Here is a 16244-nt window from a genome sequence, read left to right as displayed (position 1 = left end):
AATACTCAAAATTAGGAATGTCCGTTAAGTAAACCAAATGTTAGGGCTTTGGTTTTTGAACGGCGCTGTAAAATTAATAAGAAAGGCTTCTGTACACCACAGAAGCCCCGAAAATATCAATAATCTATAATAATTCGTCGTGAATCGTTGAGGGTGGTGGACGAAATTTTGAAAATATATTCCCCATCTGGGAGGTGCGACAAATCCACTACTTTGCGGACGTCCAACACGGGAAGTTTCTCACGGTAAACCACTTGACCCGAAATGTGGGCGACGGTTATCTGCACATTTGTCAGGTCTTGGAAGGTTTCAATGGCAATTTTCCCATGACGACTCGGATTGGGATAAATTATTAAACCTTCTTCCTCACCAGCGGGGCGAACGGTTATTTCTGAAGAAAAAGGAGATACACACGTACGTGAACTGCCGCCCGTCGATGATACAAACGTCACCCGAGAACGGACACTGAATGCACCAATAGATGTTGTCTTGATGGCAGATTGCTTGTTGGGCAGTGCGCGGCTACCTTGTTGCCAGTCCCAAGAAATGGCCGAAACCTTTGAGTCAGCAAACGAATAAATCGTAGAATCAACAGCCGCTTGTACACTGTAAGGGCCTGATTGAACAATAGACGGTGCTTTTATGCTGATAGTTTTAATGGTTACTGGTGACGAAACAGCAGAACTACACCCGTAAATATTTGAAATTCTAGCAGTGTATTGGCCTGGGTTTTTTACCGAAATAGTTCTGCCTTCAAATGAATTACTCCAAGTAACGGTATTAACAGCTGATACATTGACCGACAAGGTGATGGTCGAGTCAGCACAAATTACTTGTTCGCCACTTGGTGTAATGGTTGGAACAGGTGGTTCAACGTTTTCGGTCACTGTGATGGGAGCAGTTAGGTAGGTATTCCCAGCGTTATCTTTCATCGTAACTTGGTAGGTACCTGCTCCTTTTACCGTAATGATTTGGGTAGTTTCGCCAGTACTCCACAAGTAAGAAGAAAAGCCATTGGGCGCTTTGGCATTAAAACTAACAGCAGGGGTATTGCAACTGATAGAAATGGGTAAAACTGTCCGTGCCATAACGGGCACCACGGTGGCAAAAAAGCTTGGAGGAAGAGAATTATCCCACGCCCGTGCTACATCTACCAAGCCTTGTCCTTGGAAGTGAACGTAGTCGTCTTCGCCATTGACGGGATTTTTGGCAAGTCGTGGTACTTGAATATTATCAGTGAAAGGCCCACCGTAGCATTTGTTAAATGGAATATTAATGACGGCTGTTTGGGCGTCAATTACATCTTGAGATACAAACGAGGCGCTGTTGAAGGCATAACGAGAAGTGCGCGACAACACCCAAGGGAGTGAAGATAACACTTCTCCTTGCTCAATGCGAGCAACGTTTACTAAGCCTTGTAATGAATTTTGGTAAGCTGCCTTTGTTACACGGGCGGCGGCATCGTTTTCTCCTTGCAACCATAAAACAGCCCGTAATCCTAAGATAGAACCATAGTATTGGAGCGATGCTTTGAGGTTAGCATAAGGCATGCCTGGAGGTAAGAATACGCCTGGAACTCGGCTCTCAACGGGCTTGCCATTGGCGGCATCTAACCAGTTTTGGGTGGAAGTATCAAACCAAGAGGCGTTCATGAACATCACTGGAACATTGAGCTTTCTGACGAGCAAGTCTCCCAAGGCACCCCAGCACCAAGCGCTGCGTCCACGAGGTCCAATGACCATATTGGCGGTAACCTGAGCGAAAGTAAGTGTCGGATTGTTGGTTTTGTCTGAGTTTTGATTGTCCCAAGTTACGGCATTTACGCGGTCATCAGTGGCAGCGGGAGCGCCAAAATCGAAGAAGCCTTGGGCATTGGATTGGCCTGCAATCAGAAATACTTCCCCAACACCTACCCGACTGATGGCGTCACGTCCTATCTGGTTTGGACCATAAAATCCCCTTACTTCTAGCGTGTACCAACCCCCACGGCCTGTCAAAGTACCTAAAAAAGTGCCTCCACTGGGATTTGTTTGAATGGTAGTCCAGTCAGTGGCTTGTCCTTGCCCTGCGAGCACAGGTACTAGCCGTGCTTCGATGCGGTCAACTGCTTGTGTATAGTAGCCGCCAATAGAAATAACTGCTTGGTTGGCGTTGTTACGCTGAAAAATGGCTCTTTCGACGGGAAAAGTAATTTTGACTTGGGCCATCAACGTACCTACTGTCATAAACACAATCAGTAACACATTCAACCAGCGCCAGTAAGTAGTTGTTCTTCTCTGCATAATCATGACGGACGTTTCGATTTTTAAGTTTTTTGCGGCGCAAATTTAAAATTATCACACTACTTTTCACACTGCTATTCAAAGTTATTATGGTTTCCAGACTTGTTTCACTAAATTTGTGGCCTCATTTTATTTGCGTTTACTATGTTTGAAAGCTTACAGGATAAATTAAACAAAGCCATTCGAACCCTCAAGGGGAAAGACAGAATTACGGATATTAACGTAGCCGCCACGATTAAAGAGGTGCGCCGCGCCTTGGTGGACGCCGACGTTAACTTCAAAGTTGCCAAAGAAATTACGGACAGAATCAAAGATAAAGCCCTCGATCAGAAGATTTTGATTGCGGTTGAGCCTGGGCAAATGTTCGTGAAAATTGTCCATGAAGAGTTGACTGAATTGATGGGTGGGCATGCCGAAGGTATCAATACCAAAGGTGATCCTGCCGTAATTTTGATTGCGGGTCTTCAAGGTTCGGGTAAAACAACGTTTTCGGGTAAATTGGCCAGCTCACTCAAACGCCAAGGGCGTCAGGTGTTGTTGGCGGCCTGTGATATTTACCGTCCTGCGGCGATTGACCAGCTGAAAGTGCTTGGTGAGCAAATAGGTGTAGAAGTTTTTGCCGAGCCAGAAAATAAAAATGCAGTAGAAATTGCCCAAAACGCCATTGCCCACGCCAAAAAGTCGGGCAAGAAAATTGTGATTGTCGATACAGCGGGTCGTTTGGCCGTTGACGAGGTCATGATGCGTGAGGTTGAAAATATCAAAGCAGCCCTAAAACCTTCCGAAATTTTGTTCGTTGTTGACTCAATGACGGGGCAAGATGCGGTAAATACGGCCAAGACGTTCAATGAACGTTTGAACTTTGACGGGGTTGTGCTTACCAAGTTAGACGGTGATGCTCGTGGGGGAGCGGCGCTTTCAATTCGCCAAATTGTAGATAAACCGATTAAGTTTATCTCAACGGGCGAGAAAATGGAAGCCCTTGATAGTTTCCACCCTGATCGTATGGCGAGCCGTATTTTGGGAATGGGAGACGTACTTTCGTTGGTAGAACGCGCTCAACAAGCCTTTGACGAAGACGAAGCGAAGCGTTTGAACGCCAAAATGCGTCAAAATAAGTTCGATTTCAACGACTTCTTGGGACAATTACAACAAATCAAAAAGATGGGTAACGTCAAAGATTTGTTGGGAATGATTCCAGGCATGGGAAGTGCCGTGAAAGATATGGATATCGACAACGATTCTTTCAAACCGATTGAGGCCATCATCCAGTCAATGACTCCGAAAGAACGCGAAAACCCAGACATGATTGACAATAGCCGTAAGAAACGTATTGCAACAGGTAGTGGTACATCTTTACAGCAAGTAAATAATCTTTTGAAACAGTTTGACGAAATGCGCAAAATGATGAAAAAGATGAATACAATGGAAAAAATGGGTAAACTTAAAATGAGATAAAACCATTTTCAAATGTTTTTAACGCAGAACCAATCATTAAACCCCGCTCGGACTCTTCTCCGAACGGGGCTTTTTTTAGGCTTATTCTTGGGAATGGCTCAGGTGAAAGCTCAATCGGTAGGATACTACCCTTGGAATGGCCTGATTTCGGTGAGTACAAACCCTGCCAAGGTTTTTTGGCTGGATGCTCGCCTACAAACCAACACCTTGTTTGGAAGCCTTAGTACGGAGGTGTTGCCTTTGTTTAATTTTAAACAAACAAGCGCCGCTCAATTTTATGCAGGCGGCGGCGTACGATTTAATTTTATTGGGGTGTTGGCCAATCAAACAAAAAATGTGGTGGAGGGCTATTCGCTCAATATCGGAACGCGCGTTTCGCCCTTTAAAACAGTGCCCCAAGTAAAAATTGCGTTAGAAATTGCCCCTTACGTCGAGCGAAAGTTTGAGTCGGGCATTCTAAAAAGTAACTTTGGGCTGATTTACACCTTTGGAAAAAAATAGCGGAGAATGGAAGAAATAGCATTTTATGGCTTTTCAGCACTTGCAGTGGGAGCAGCCCTTACGATACTCTTTACCCGCAATGTGATGTATGCCGCTTTGAGTTTGTTTATTACTTTATTGGGGGTTGCGGCGCTGTTTGTCTTGGCAGGAGCCGATTTTTTGGCAGTGGCTCAGTTACTTATTTACGTAGGTGGGGTGTTGATTCTCCTCATTTTTGGGGTCATGCTGACGCACCGAGCCGACCGAACGGATAGCCAACAGGCGAATATTGTCCTGACGACCCACATAAACCATTTTTGGGGAACTGTGGTGGCGTTGGCCATTTTTGGCGGTTTATTCTGGTTGATTGTTCATGCCAATTTTCTTATTCTACACGGCCCCGACGATGTGATTGACCCAGCCGTTAGAAGTACAACACTACGTCAGTTTGGGATTCATCTAATGACAACCCACGTTTGGGCTTTTGAAGTAATAGGTATTTTGTTGCTCATGGCCCTGATTGGCGCTACCTATTTGGCCGTTAAGCGAGAAAAATAGAAAAATTAAAACAGGATTTTTTGAACTTAAAGAAGCTAGACTTTACGTGATAAGACCATCATTTTTACAAGCTGGAGACCGAGTAGGGGTAGTGGCAATGGCCAGTAAAGTGTCGTACCCATCCTTGGAAGAGGGGTTGCGAATTTTGCGAGAAGACTGGGAGCTTGAGGTAGTTGAAGGTCACACCCTCTATTCTCATTACAACCAGTTTGCAGGAACCGACGAGGAGCGGCGCCAAGACTTACAACACATGCTTGATGACCCGAGCGTTAGGGCTATTTTCTCGGCGAGAGGTGGTTATGGTAGTTCAAAAATTATTGATACCCTCCGTTTTCAAAAGTTTAAAAAATCGCCCAAATGGCTGGTAGGTTTTAGCGATATTACGGCCGTACACTGCCACTTGCATCGCCTTGGTTTTGAGAGTTTGCATGCTACTATGCCCAAGCTATTTGGCCAAGAAGGTGCTGAAAATGCGCTTGAATCGCTGCGTAAAGCGCTTTGGGGAGAGCAACTTGCGTATGATGTGCCTGCTCATCCGTACAACAGAAATGGCAAAGCAGCGGCAACAGTAGTGGGTGGTAATTTATGCCTTTTAGCGCATTTGTTAGGGTCACGTTCTGAGATAGATACACGCGGTAAAATTTTATTTATCGAAGATGTAGAAGAATACTATTACAACCTCGACCGCATGATGGTTCAATTGAAACGAGCGCGTAAGCTAGACCAACTGGCGGGCATCGTCGTGGGGCAATTTACCGACCTCAAAGACAACGAATCTGCTTCTTTTGGTAAAAATCACTTCGAAATTATCAGTGACTACGTGCAAGAATTTGATTATCCCGTTGCCTTTGATTTTCCCGTCGGGCACGTCGCTGATAACCGTGCCATGGTAGTCGGACGACATGCGCTGCTGGAAGTGACGTCCGAAAATACTCGCTTGTGTTTTGACTCCTAAGTATATTTTTCTGTAACTTGCCCTATCTCTGCCTTTTGACAGAGGAAGTTATGGCCTAAACTCCCAGGTAAGTGTACAGATTATTCCTCTTCTTTTTAGGAATTCAGTTGGTAAGCCGATGCTTGTTTGCGCAGGATTATCGGGTGGAACATATTGGGGTAGAAAAAGGGCTATCACAAGGTTCGCCGTATCACATGCTCAAAGACTCACGGGGGTTTATGTGGTTTGGTACGCAAGATGGTTTGAATCGTTACGATGGACATTCGTTTAAGGTATATAAACCAGACCCCAACAACCCTTATACGCTTCATGGGGTAAATATTGCGGGCATCGTTGAAGATCGCCGTGGCAATATTTGGCTAGGTACCGAGGAAGGGTTGAATTGTTATGAACGTTCGACAGAGCACTTTACCCTCATTGTTGACAAAAAACACGCGGGTATCAAAAAACGAACCGCTCCGTTTTATGCCGATCAAGACGAGCTTTGGTATATCAGAGAAGGTGAGGGGATGTTGGCGTATCACTTCAAAACCAAAACCCATCGGGTGATTGCGCCAGAGGTATTTATTTCTCAGGATTTTGACTACATTGATTGGACCACGCGAACGTCTGCGGGAGATGTTTGGATGGTGGGTGACAAAGGGGTAGTGAGGTATAATATCAAAGAAAAAAAATACCATTATTATTTTAGCCAATCTCCCAAAAACGAACTCGGAACTCCACTTAATATCATTTGTTTGTACGTGGACGCCAAAAATACGGTTTGGCTGGGGTCGTTAAACGGCGTCATTCGTATTGACAATACCTATACAACTTTTCAATTCTTTGATAAATCGGCAGAAGGACAGCCGATTGGGGCAGTGTATAGCATTGCTGAGGGCATCAATAAAAAATTGTGGATAGGAACCCAACGAAATGGTTTTTGGATTTTGAATCCCGCCAAATTGACCCTGCAACCTTTGTCGTTGCCCTTGGTCACACCCCGAAAATTAGACAATTACGAGATTACCCGTATTTACGTTGACAATAGAGGAATTATTTGGGCGAACGTTGACCCAGATGGGCTTTTAAAAGTAATTCCGAATGCTTCTGTTTTGCGAAAAATAACCGATAGCCCCGATTCGCCAGATGAAAGGCGTTTGGATAATTTTTCGGTTCGGTGTTTTGCCCAAAGTCCCGATGGGAACGTGTGGGTGGGCACCGAAGGTAGTTTAAACGTATATCAACCCAAGAACCGCACCATCATCAAGCGATACCTGACGAAGGCTGCTATGCCAACCATTCCTTCGTTAAATTTTATAAAATCGTTGCTTCGCGACAGCCATAATCGGATGTGGTTAGGCACGTACGGTGGCATTATGTATTTTGATCCAAAGGCAGAAAAATTTACGCTTTTTCAGTTTGACAAAAACCCTTCTCGAAACAACTATACACGAAACATTACTGAACTTTCTGACAGTTTATTTTTACTTGGAACTCCGCAAGGCCCGTGGATTTTTAATGTCCAAAAGGCAACTTTTTCACGTCCTCCCATGCTGAAAAATCGAAATGTGTTTTCGGTGTTTCAATCCAAAGATAGTACCATTTGGGTGTCGTCTTATTTTGATGGATTGTACGGATATCGTTACCGAAACAACCAATGGAAGCAGGTATATTATGGAATGAAGTATTTCAATATCAATGTGATACGTGAAGATACAATTCGTGGAAAGCTTTGGGTTGGTACGGAGAAAGGGCTGCTCGAACTAAATCCAAAAAATAGGGTTTATCGCTTTTATAACGACCGAAATGGCCTAGCCAATTCGTATATTTATGGGATAATTATCGACAAAAAAAGAGACTTGTGGCTCAGTACAAATCACGGTATTTCGCACTTTGATCAGCAAACAAACCAGTTCCGAAATTTTGATGTAGCTGATGGCATTCAGGGATACGAGTATAACGGGAATGCGTTTTTGGAGACCAGTGAAGGAGAGATATTTTTTGGTGGGGTAAAAGGTTTTAACAGTTTTTATCCTGAACGAATGCGGAAATTATCCTTTAAGCCTAGTGTTCATTTGTACAATTTTAGTGTAAATGAAGCAGCCTATCCATTGGAAAAACAAATCAACGAAACCGATGTCGTTTCATTACCCTATTCCCAAAATACCTTTTCGTTGGAATTTGCGGCCATTGATTTTTACAGCAATGGCCGAAATGAATACAAATATAGGCTGGAGGGGCAAGACGATGATTGGGTGCGCAGTGGTAGTAAAAATTATGTGCGGTATGCTAACCTCGCACCAGGTCGATACGTTTTTCGGGTGATGGCCTCCAACCGTGATGGGCTGTGGAGTGATGATGAAAAGAAGCTTTTTATTCGGATACAACCTCCGTTTTGGCAAACGTGGTGGTTCTATTTTGTTTGTACAGGTTTGTTTGGTTATGTGGCTTTTGTGGCAGGGAAAAACAGACTTGTTCGTTTGAAAGAAAAAGAACAAGAAAGACTACGAATTGCTTTGGATGCGCAGGAACAAGAACGTAAGCAAATAGCCCAAGACCTGCACGATGAGGTGGGAGCAAGACTTGCAACACTCAAGCTTTATGCGTCCACGATGACAAAATATTTGTCTAAAAAGCCTGAAAGTCAGGAGATAAAAAGTAAAACATTGGAGATAATCAATGACTCGATTGTGGACATTCGACGGATGCTGCGCGAGCTAAGTCCGAGGGTGCTGGAACAATACGGTTATGCAGCGGCTATTGAAGAGTTGGTGCGCAAAATCAGCCAATCGGGCGTGGTAGGTGTAGAAATGGATGCCTCTCGGCTGCCCGAACGTTTACCTACCGAAATCGAAACGGGCTTGTACCGAATCACCCAAGAGTTAATGAACAACAGCCTAAAACACGCTGATTGTAAGAAGATTACCATTCGTGCGCATCAAGATGAAGATATCATTCATTTTGATTATTTTGACGATGGCAAAGGATTTGATTATGCCAAGGCAAAGCAAGGGCTTGGCATTGGGAATATCGAATCGAGGGTGGCCGTTTTGCGGGGACAAATTGTCTGGACGCCAAAAGTAGGGGAGGGAAATGCCGTTTTTATTCAAATCCCCATGACCTCAAAACGCCCCGAATTATCGCTTCTGGACGTAAAACAAGTCATTGAATCACTTCGGAAATGGTTGGTGTCTTTCAGAGAAATCAATTGAATATGAGGCATTTAATTGATTTATAGTTACTTATCTGGTCTTATATTTCTTATATGGTTGTTAAAATAGCCTAATCAAACAACCCCGCAATTTCCGCTTTGTATTTTTCCTGAATTATACGGCGCTTGGGTTTGAGGGTGGGGGTTAGTTCTCCATTTTCAACCGAAAGAGGGCTTGATAATAGGTGGTATTTTTTGATGCGTTCGTATGGAGCTAATTCCCGATTTTCGTTTTCAATTTCCGCGCGAAGTTTGGCTACAACTTTCTCATTCTTGATGATTTCTTCGTCGCTGGTATAAGTGATGTTTTCGACCCGACAAAATTCTTTGATGGCTTCAAACGACGGGACAATCAAGGCCGCGGCGTATTTTTGACCATCACCCATTACTACCGCTTGTTCAACAAAAAATGATTCTTTGAGTTTGGCTTCGACGGCTTGAGGTGCCACGTATTTTCCTGCGGAAGTTTTGAAAATCTCTTTTTTACGGTCGGTGATTTTTAAAAAACGCCCATCTATCCATTCGCCAATGTCGCCCGTGTGAAACCAGCCATTCGCGTCAATTACTTCGGCTGTGAGTTCTGGTTTTAGGTAATAACCTTTCATGACATTGGGCCCTTTGACCAAAATTTCTCCATCGTCGGCCAATTTTACTTCTACCCCGTCAATCACTAGTCCTACTGTTCCGATGCGAACTTCGGGCTGAGGAAAAAGCCGATTAAACGAAATAACAGGCGAGGTTTCAGTCAGACCATATCCTTCGCAAACGGGAATACCTGCGGCCCAAAACACTCGTGCAATGCGTGGCGGCGTGGCGGCTGCCCCTGCTACAATCATTTCCAATTTTCCTCCTAACCCTTCTTGCCATTTGCTAAAAACCAGTTTACGGGCTAATTTTAGTTGAGCATTGTACAAAAATCCCATGGAGTTATTTGGGGCATACTTCAAACCTAAATCAAGCGCCCAAAGAAATATATTTCGCTGAATGCGAGGTTGTTCGTAGCCTTTGGCGATAATTTTATCATACACTTTTTCCAACAAACGAGGCACCGTAGAAAGTACCGTTGGGCGCACCTCTTTGAGATTTTCGGCAATGGTGGCTACGTTTTCGGCGTAGTAAATTGAAATTCCCGAGCGCAAATACACGTATTGTACCATGCGCTCAAAGACGTGATTGAGGGGTAAAAAACTCAACGCACGCGCCTCAGTACCAAACGCAATCAATTTACAACCTTCAATGACGTTGCTGATGAGGTTTTGGTGGCTGAGCATTACCCCTTTAGGGTTGCCCGTTGTACCTGAGGTATAAATAATACTCAAAAGGTCGTCGGGTTGAATGCTAGCTTTGCGTCTATTCAGTTCGCTACGGTGGGCTTCGTTGGCTTGGGCTTGTACGTCTAGCCAATTTTTAGCACTCTTTACGGAATCAAAGGTGTACATTTCTTCGATGCTAGGCGCAGTAGCAACAATGTCAAGGAGTTTTCGGAAAAGACTTGCATCGCCTACAAATACAAATTTTACCTCTGATTCATGAAAAATAAATTGAAAATCGTCGAGCGTGAGGGTAGGATAAATGGGTACCGAAATAGCTCCTATCTGTTGGATGGCAAAATCTAAAATATTCCACTCGGGGCGACCATCAGAAACGATGGCAATTCGATCGCCGACATTAACCCCTAAGCCGATGAGCCCCAAACTCATTTCGTCAATCTGGTGAAGAATATCGGTGGCCGAAAACGTCAGCCATTCGCCTTTACGTTTACAGGCTAGGACGTTGGCTTTGTTTTGAGGTCGAACGGCGTACTCAAGAATGTCGAATATACGAGTAGTAGAAGATAGCATAGCGGTAACATCGGGTTTAGCTGAGTAAAATAAAAAAGAAGCAATCAATGTTGCAAAAAGAAACAGCTTATATTTGGAAATGCAACCCTTACCAAACCTTTAAATAGATGTCAAAAAATACCATTTCTGAGGATCAAGGCGATATAAACAGCTCACAACAACGCCAATTGTTTTACGAAAAGCTCGACGAACAAACGCACTTTTGGCTAGAAGAAGATGCCAAATATTTTTTACACCAAGCGCTTTCTACCCCCGTAATGAACGTTTTGTCCCGAACGGAAGGGGCGTATATTTATGATTTGAGCGGAAAAAAATACTTAGACATGCACGGTAATGGCGTCCACAATGCGGGTTTTAATAACCCCAAGGTAGTGGAAGCACTTCAACATCAGATGCAGGAAGCGTTGGCTTTTACGCCGCGCCGTTATACCAATATTCCAGCCATACAGTTGGCCAAAAAACTAACAGAAATTACACCCGCAGGGCTCGATAAAGTTCTTTTTTGTCCAGGCGGCTCTGAGGCCATCGAAATGGCCGTGATGTTGGCAAAACAAATTACGGGAAAATGGAAAACAATTTCGTTTTGGGATGCTTACCACGGAACAGGGTATCAGGCGGCAAGTGTAAGCGGACAAGCACACTTTACGAAAGGAAATGGCCCGATGGTGCCAGGAGCGCTGCACGTTGAGTTTCCCAATTATTACCGAAATCCGTGGAATTGGACCGATCAAGATGCCATCGACGAAGAATATTTACGCCAAATCAAACTCCTCATTCGGAACGAGCCTGACATTGCTGCCATCGTGGCCGAACCAATTTCTTCAACTCCCGTTGTTCCTTCTAAAAATTACTGGCAAGAAGTACGTAACCTGTGCGATAGTGAGGGTATTTTCTTGGTTTTTGACGAAATTATCGAAGGCTTTGGGCGTACGGGTAAAATGTTTGCCAGCGAGCATTTTGTGACGCCCGACGTGTTGGTGTTGGGTAAATCATTGGGAGGTGGAATGTTGCCATTTGCGGGAATCGTCACCAAATCGGCCTACAATACCTTGCAACATCTTTCGATTGGACATTTTACCCACGAAAAAAATCCGTTGTGTGCCGCAGCGGGTTTGGCCGAAATCGAGTACATCGAAGAGCATAATCTAGTGAATAATGCCGCCGAAAAAGGGGAGTATTTAATGGCGTCATTTCGAGCAATGCAAGAAAAATACCCGATTATCGGGAATGTCGCGGGGAGAGGTTTTCACATTGGTATTGACTTAGTAAAAGACCCCAAAACCAAAGAGCGAGCCTACGAAGCCGCCGAACGCATCATGTACCGCTGCATGGAACGAGGTTTGGCTTTCAAAACCATCGAAGGCAATGTAATCACCCTTCGTCCTTCGCTCATTCTGACCCAAGACCAGTGCGATTTTATCCTTGAAACCATCGAGGCGGCTATTCAGCTTGAGTAAGCATGGGCTGCAATACTTCCCAAACATTCTGAGCCACGATTTTCGCCCCAGCTTCGTTGGGGTGAATACCATCTTTTTGGTTAAGGTTAACTTCTCCCCCTACTTTTTCGAGTAAGAAAGGAATCAATCCAACGTTGTTCTTTTTGGCCAATTCGGGATAAATCACTTTAAATTCTTCCCCATATTTTTTACCCATGCTCGGAGGTACTTGCATTCCCGCCAAAATAATTTTTGCTTCTGGATATTTTGCCTTCACTTTATCAATCATCGCTTGGAGGTTTTTACGCGTTTCAGTCACAGCAATACCGCGCAGACCATCGTTTCCTCCTAATTCTAAAATAAAAATATCGACTTTGTTTTTTAACACCCAATCCAACCGACTGTTTCCGCCCGAAGTGGTTTCTCCGCTTAAACCCGCATTCACAATTTTATAGGGTAATTTCAAAGAATCAATGCGGTTTTGGAGAACGGAAGGGTACGCTTGTGCAGGTTCGAGTCCATAACCAGCCGTGAGGCTATTGCCAAAAATTAGGATATTTTTTACTTCCTTTTGGGAAACAGCAACCGCCGCCGTGTCGGTAGTTTTTGATTGCTCAGTGCTCGTTTTCTCGCTCGTGTTGCAGGCCAGAAGTACTAAGGCAGAAAAATAAAGTGATAAACGCGAAACTATTTTAAGCATATTGTATTTTGATTAGGAAACCATCGAAACATAAACCCACGCAACGCCGCATAAGTTTCTGACAAAGAAAGTATTCCTATTGTACGAAGCAGTGGCGTTGTGTGAAACCTAATAATATGGCAAATATACTGCAACTTGAACACGTAGCGAAGGTATATCGCAGTGGAAACCGTGAACTCAAGGTACTTGATGATATTAATTTTTCGGTAGAGGCGGGGGCTACCCTCTCCATCGTAGGCCCGTCGGGGAGTGGAAAAACCACGTTGTTGGGGCTGTGTGCGGGGCTCGATCGTGCTACTTCGGGAAGTGTCGAACTAAACGGAATTCGCCTTAACAACCTCAATGAAGACCAACTCGCCGATGTTCGAAATCGGTACGTCGGCTTTATTTTTCAAAATTTTCAACTCTTGCCGACCCTAACTGCCCTCGAAAATGTCATGGTTCCCCTCGAACTTCGAGGAGAGAAAAACATCAAAAGTCGGGCGATGGATTTGTTGGATAAAGTTGGGTTGGCCGAACGGGGACATCACTATCCTACCCAACTCAGCGGTGGCGAACAACAGCGGGTGTCGTTGGCAAGGGCGTTTTCTAACCAACCTCAAATTTTGTTTGCCGACGAACCTACGGGTAACCTCGACGCCGAAACAAGTGAAAAGGTCGAAAAACTACTGTTTGACCTTAACAAAGAAGCAGGCACGACGTTGATTCTGGTGACGCACAACTTGGAATTAGCCGCAAAAACGCAGCGTATTATCCGAATCAAAGGAGGAAAAGTAAATGGTTAATAAGAAAAAGCATGAACAATAACATAAGTTGGCTTTTAAAAATGGCTTGGCGCGATAGTCGGCGAAATTATTCGAGATTGTTGCTGTTTGTTTCGTCCATCGTTTTGGGCATTGCGGCATTGGTAGCCATTTATTCTTTGGGGTATAATTTGCGGGAAAATATTGACAGTCAGGCAGCTGAATTATTGGGTGCAGATTTGGAATTATCCGATAATCAGCCACCCAATGATAAAATGCAGGCCCTGATGGACTCACTAAAAGGGCAAAAGTCGAAGGAAATGAGTTTTGCTTCGATGATTTATTTTCCCAAAAACAGTGGAACACGTTTGGCGCAAATTCGGGCTTTGGAAGGTAATTTTCCGTACTATGGTACCCTTGAAACGGAGCCACTCACTGCCGAAAAAGACTTTCGTACCCAACAAGCCGCTTTGGTTGACCAAACCTTAATGTTGCAATACCAAGCCCAAGTAGGAGATTCTATCAAAGTGGGTGAAATGACCTTTAAAATTGCAGGAATTCTCAAAAAAGCCCCAGGTCAAACGGGTATTGCGGCTACTGTCGCACCGTCGGTGTATATTCCGATGGCGTTTTTGGAACAAACTAAATTGGCGCAAAAAGGGAGTCGGATTGTTTATCGATACTATTACAAATTTGCCCCAAAAACTAATATCGAGGCTTTAGTGAAGAAAATTGAACCTAAACTCGAAACCGAAAACTATAATTTCCGAACCGTAGAAAGTCAAAAAGAAGATACAGGTCGCTCGTTTCGCGATTTAACTCGATTTTTGAGTTTGGTGGGATTCATTGCGTTGCTGTTGGGGTGTGTGGGTGTCGCAAGTGCGATACACATTTATATCCGTGAAAAAATCAATTCCATTGCCATTCTTCGTTGTTTGGGAGTAAAAGCGTCGCAGGCATTTTTGATTTACCTCATTCAAATTTCGGGGATTGGCCTGTTGGGTTCTCTATTGGGGGCAGCGCTGGGAGCAGGGATTCAGCAATTTTTACCCCTCGTTCTCAAAGATTTTTTACCCTTCGAACTAGCCACTTCACTTTCGTTTACGGCCATCGGCCAAGGGGTGCTATTAGGCGTAATTATTTCCAATTTGTTTGCGCTTTTGTCGCTGATTTCAATTCGTAAAATTTCGCCTCTTAATGTATTACGGGCATCGTACGAGCAATCGGGTTTGGGAAAAGACCCACTCAAATGGCTGGTGTATGCGTTGATTTTGGCATTTGTGTTTGGCTTTACGTGGCTGCAAATGAAGCGTTGGACGGATGCGGTGGCATTTACAGCGGGTGTTACTTTTGCGTTTTTACTTTTACTTGGAATGGCTACGCTTTTGATGTGGTTAGTTCGCCGATTTTTTCCTTCTTCATGGAGCTACTTGAGTCGGCAGGGATTGGCTAATTTGTACCGTCCCAATAACCAAACCGCCATTTTAATGGTATCGATTGGCCTTGGTACCATGTTTATTTGTACCCTTTTGTTTGTCCAAAACTTGTTACTTGACCGAATCAAGCTATCAACTGACGGCGATCAGCCCAATATGGTACTTTTTGATATTCAAACGCCTCAAAAACAGGCTGTAATGGAGGTGGTAAAAAGTCAGAAATTGCCAATTTTACAAAACGTTTCGATTGTTACGATGCGGTTGGAACAACTCAACGGGCAAACTTCTACCGAAGCGCTGAAAGATACAACCAACAAGCGTTGGCGAGGGCTGTTTAGTCGGGAATACCGCGTAACATTCCGTGATTCGCTCATTTCGACTGAGAAAGTGGTGAAAGGAAAGTGGATAAGTGAAGTAAAAGATGTGAGTCAACCTGTACCTATTTCGTTGGAAGATGGTTACGCCGAACGCAATACCATCAACATCGGTGATACGCTTTTGTTCAATGTGCAAGGAATGATGCTCACTACCGTTGTGGCAAGTTTGCGTGATGTGGACTGGGCAGGTGTACAAACCAATTTTCTGGTACTTTTCCCTAAAGGCGTGTTGGAAGAAGCCCCTCAATTTCACGTTTTACTCACCCACGTACCCAATACGACGGTGTCGGCGCAGTTTCAGCAAACCATGGTGCGCCAGTTTCCTAACGTGTCGATGGTTGATTTAGGCTTGATATTGACGGTTTTAGACGATATTTCAACAAAAATTGGTTTTGTGATTCGTTTTATGGCAGGATTCAGTATCCTAACTGGGCTGATTGTGCTGATTGCTTCGGTGCTGATTTCAAAATACCAACGGATTCAGGAAAGTATTTTGTTGAGAACGCTAGGCGCAAGTCGCCGCCAAATATTGATAATCACGGCGTTAGAATATCTTTTTTTAGGGACATTAGCCGCCTTTACGGGAATTTTACTGGCAGTAGCAGGCAGTTGGGCACTGGCGACGTTGAGTTTTGAAATGACCTTTAATCCAGTTCTTTGGCCTGTTGGCGTGGTGTTTTTGACGGTTACTTTATTGACAGTTTTTATTGGCCTTGCCAACAGTTGGGGCATTCTGTCTCGTTCTCCTTTGGAAGTGCTAAGGCAAGATGTGTAGATTCAAACGT

Annotated in this window: 11 protein-coding genes; 8 read left to right on the top strand and 3 right to left on the bottom strand. The window is 44.1% G+C overall.

Annotated features, from left to right (window positions below):
• Nucleotides 1–116 precede the first annotated feature (116 nt).
• On the bottom strand, nucleotides 117–2282 hold the full coding sequence (locus FHS57_RS27705) for a T9SS type A sorting domain-containing protein (RefSeq protein WP_183979417.1): 2166 nt from the start codon (nucleotides 2280–2282) through the stop codon (nucleotides 117–119).
• Nucleotides 2283–2426: 144 nt separating this feature from the next.
• Between FHS57_RS27705 and ffh the strand changes: the two genes are divergently transcribed.
• The 5 genes from ffh (at nucleotide 2427) to FHS57_RS27680 (ending at nucleotide 8927) form a co-directional block, all read left to right on the top strand.
• Nucleotides 2427–3740, top strand: coding sequence for a signal recognition particle protein (gene ffh, locus FHS57_RS27700; protein ID WP_183979415.1), 1314 nt, complete (start codon nucleotides 2427–2429; stop codon nucleotides 3738–3740).
• Between the two features lie 12 nt (nucleotides 3741–3752).
• On the top strand, nucleotides 3753–4241 hold the full coding sequence (locus FHS57_RS27695) for a hypothetical protein (RefSeq protein WP_183979413.1): 489 nt from the start codon (nucleotides 3753–3755) through the stop codon (nucleotides 4239–4241).
• 6 nt (nucleotides 4242–4247) lie between these two features.
• Nucleotides 4248–4778, top strand: a complete 531-nt coding sequence (locus tag FHS57_RS27690; RefSeq protein ID WP_183979411.1) for an NADH-quinone oxidoreductase subunit J family protein — start codon at nucleotides 4248–4250, stop codon at nucleotides 4776–4778.
• Between the two features lie 46 nt (nucleotides 4779–4824).
• Nucleotides 4825–5733, top strand: a complete 909-nt coding sequence (locus tag FHS57_RS27685; RefSeq protein ID WP_183979409.1) for a S66 peptidase family protein — start codon at nucleotides 4825–4827, stop codon at nucleotides 5731–5733.
• Between the two features lie 71 nt (nucleotides 5734–5804).
• Entirely contained in the window at nucleotides 5805–8927 is a 3123-nt protein-coding gene (locus FHS57_RS27680; RefSeq protein ID WP_183979407.1) for a ligand-binding sensor domain-containing protein, read from the top strand.
• Between the two features lie 70 nt (nucleotides 8928–8997).
• Here the strand turns inward: FHS57_RS27680 and FHS57_RS27675 are convergent, their stop codons facing one another.
• Nucleotides 8998–10767, bottom strand: a complete 1770-nt coding sequence (locus FHS57_RS27675) for an AMP-dependent synthetase/ligase (RefSeq protein ID WP_183979405.1) — start codon at nucleotides 10765–10767, stop codon at nucleotides 8998–9000.
• Between the two features lie 107 nt (nucleotides 10768–10874).
• Between FHS57_RS27675 and pbfA the strand changes: the two genes are divergently transcribed.
• Nucleotides 10875–12224, top strand: coding sequence for a (R)-1-hydroxy-2-aminoethylphosphonate ammonia-lyase (gene pbfA, locus FHS57_RS27670; protein ID WP_183979404.1), 1350 nt, complete (start codon nucleotides 10875–10877; stop codon nucleotides 12222–12224).
• Here the strand turns inward: pbfA and FHS57_RS27665 are convergent.
• Complete coding sequence (locus FHS57_RS27665) at nucleotides 12208–12903, bottom strand: arylesterase (RefSeq protein WP_183979402.1); 696 nt, start codon at nucleotides 12901–12903, stop codon at nucleotides 12208–12210. The two genes, pbfA and FHS57_RS27665, sit on opposite strands and share 17 nt — an antisense overlap.
• Nucleotides 12904–13019: 116 nt before the next feature.
• Here FHS57_RS27665 and FHS57_RS27660 point away from each other — a divergent pair, with 116 nt between their 5' ends.
• Together FHS57_RS27660 and FHS57_RS27655 are read left to right on the top strand one after the other, a co-directional pair.
• Nucleotides 13020–13688 (top strand): ABC transporter ATP-binding protein, encoded by a 669-nt coding sequence (locus FHS57_RS27660; protein ID WP_122930831.1) that lies wholly within the window; start codon nucleotides 13020–13022, stop codon nucleotides 13686–13688.
• An 11-nt stretch (nucleotides 13689–13699) separates the two neighbouring features.
• Nucleotides 13700–16234, top strand: a complete 2535-nt coding sequence (locus tag FHS57_RS27655; protein ID WP_183979400.1) for an ABC transporter permease — start codon at nucleotides 13700–13702, stop codon at nucleotides 16232–16234.
• Nucleotides 16235–16244 lie beyond the last annotated feature (10 nt).

The organism is Runella defluvii, assembly GCF_014195535.1.
Taxonomy (GTDB): Bacteria; Bacteroidota; Bacteroidia; order Cytophagales; family Spirosomataceae; genus Runella; species Runella defluvii.
This window is presented reverse-complemented; position numbering and strand designations above follow the sequence as displayed.

Excerpts from the sequence above, each read along its gene's own strand:
- pbfA (WP_183979404.1), top strand. The coding sequence starts at position 10,875 with ATGTCAAAAAATACCATTTCTGAGGATCAAGGCGATATAAACAGCTCA.
- FHS57_RS27695 (WP_183979413.1), top strand. The coding sequence starts at position 3,753 with ATGTTTTTAACGCAGAACCAATCATTAAACCCCGCTCGGACTCTTCTC.
- FHS57_RS27675 (WP_183979405.1), bottom strand. The coding sequence starts at position 10,767 with ATGCTATCTTCTACTACTCGTATATTCGACATTCTTGAGTACGCCGTT.
- FHS57_RS27655 (WP_183979400.1), top strand. The coding sequence starts at position 13,700 with ATGAACAATAACATAAGTTGGCTTTTAAAAATGGCTTGGCGCGATAGT.
- FHS57_RS27660 (WP_122930831.1), top strand. The coding sequence starts at position 13,020 with ATGGCAAATATACTGCAACTTGAACACGTAGCGAAGGTATATCGCAGT.
- FHS57_RS27705 (WP_183979417.1), bottom strand. The coding sequence starts at position 2,282 with ATGCAGAGAAGAACAACTACTTACTGGCGCTGGTTGAATGTGTTACTG.
- ffh (WP_183979415.1), top strand. The coding sequence starts at position 2,427 with ATGTTTGAAAGCTTACAGGATAAATTAAACAAAGCCATTCGAACCCTC.
- FHS57_RS27665 (WP_183979402.1), bottom strand. The coding sequence starts at position 12,903 with ATGCTTAAAATAGTTTCGCGTTTATCACTTTATTTTTCTGCCTTAGTA.
- FHS57_RS27690 (WP_183979411.1), top strand. The coding sequence starts at position 4,248 with ATGGAAGAAATAGCATTTTATGGCTTTTCAGCACTTGCAGTGGGAGCA.